This window comes from Streptomyces ziwulingensis (assembly GCF_039542605.1).
Lineage (GTDB): Bacteria > Actinomycetota > Actinomycetes > Streptomycetales > Streptomycetaceae > Streptomyces > Streptomyces ziwulingensis.
On the sequence record NZ_BAABIG010000049.1, the window covers coordinates 1 to 1,660 of the forward strand.

Here is a 1,660-nt window from a genome sequence, read left to right on the forward strand (position 1 = left end):
GACGTCGATGGCCGAGGTGTTCGTCCGGGGTGTGGCCGTCGACTGGACGGGTGTCCTGCCCGCCGGTGCCGAACTGGCGCGAGTGGATCTGCCGACGTACGCCTTCGACCACCGCCACTACTGGCTGCAACCCGCCGCCGCGGCGGACGCGGCCTCCCTCGGGCAGGCCCGCGCCGACCACCCCCTGCTCGGCGCGGTGGTCGAAGTACCCGAGAGCGGCGGCGTACTGTGCACCTCCCGGCTCTCCCTGCGCACGCACCCCTGGCTGGCCGACCACGCGGTCGGCGGGGCAGTGCTCGTGCCCGGCACCGGACTGGTCGAGCTGGCCGTGCGGGCCGGTGACGAAGTGGGCTGCGGACTTCTTGAGGAACTGGTCATCGAGGCCCCGCTGGTCCTGCCCGAGCAGGGCGGGGTGCGCGTCCAGATCACCGTCGGCGGGCCGGAGGAGACGGGCTCCAGGGCCGTCGCCGTGTACTCGGCGCCCGAGGACACCACCGGCGACGTCGGCATCGACGCCTGGACCCGGCACGCCACCGGCACCCTGACCGCGCTGGTGTCGGCCGACCCGGTCCAGCCCGCCGCCGACCTCGCCGTCTGGCCGCCCACCGGCGCTCGACAGGTGAACGTCTCCGGCGGCTACGAGTTGCTGGCCGCGGCCGGGTACGGCTACGGGCCGGTCTTCCAGGGCGTACGGGCGCTGTGGCGGCGCGGTGACGATCTCTTCGCCGAGGTCGCACTGCCCGAGGACCAGCGGGCCGGCGCCGCCCGGTTCGGCATCCACCCGGCCCTGCTCGACGCCGCGCTGCACCCCGCGATGCTCGATGTGGCGCTCGCCGACCCCGAGGGCGAGAACCGTACCGACGACGGAAACGGCGTCCACCTCCCGTTCGGCTGGAACGGACTGCGCCTGCACGCCACCGGTGCCTCGGCGCTGCGCGTGCGCCTGACCCGTTCCGCGCCCGACGCCCTGTCCCTGGAGGCGGCGGACGAGACGGGGGCGCCGGTGCTCACCCTGCGGTCGCTGGTCTCCCGGAGCGTCTCCGCCGACCAGCTCGGCGCTGCGGCCGACGACGGCCGGGACTCGCTGTTCCGCGTCGAGTGGACGCAACTGCCCGGGACCACGGAGCCGGGCATGGACCTCCCGCCCGCATGGGTGCCGATTTTCGAACCCGCACATGTGGCCGCGCTGACCGACGGCTCAGGCGTGCCCCCGGTCGTCGTACTGGAAGCCGGCCGTACCGAGTCCGCGGACGACGCGGCGGCACTGGCCCTGACGGGCCGCGTGCTGGCAACCACCCAGGCGTGGCTGGCCAACCCTGGCCTGGAAGGGGCCCGGCTGGTCGTCGTCACCCGGGGTGCCGTGCCCGCCGGGGGCGACGCGGCCGTGACCGATCCGGCCGCCGCGGCCGTATGGGGCCTGGTCCGGGTCGCTCAGGCGGAGAACCCGGACCGGATCGTCCTGCTGGACACGGACGCGCAGGTCGGTGTGGACGTGGAGTCGTTGCTTGCTCCGGTGTTGGCGTGTGGTGAGCCGCAGGTGGCGGTTCGTGGTGGTCGGTTGTTTGTGCCGAGGCTTGCTCGTGCGGGTGGGTCTGCCGGTGCGGGTCTTGGTGGGGGTGTGGGTGAGGGGTTTGGTCCGGCGGGTTCTGTGCTGGTTACG

The 1,660-nt window shown here is 74.0% G+C and carries 1 protein-coding gene; it reads left to right on the forward strand.

The genetic code is table 11. The features are described 5' to 3' along the window. A partial coding sequence (locus ABEB00_RS23150; RefSeq protein ID WP_345621996.1) for a polyketide synthase dehydratase domain-containing protein occupies positions 1-1,660 on the forward strand: 1,660 nt, incomplete at both ends.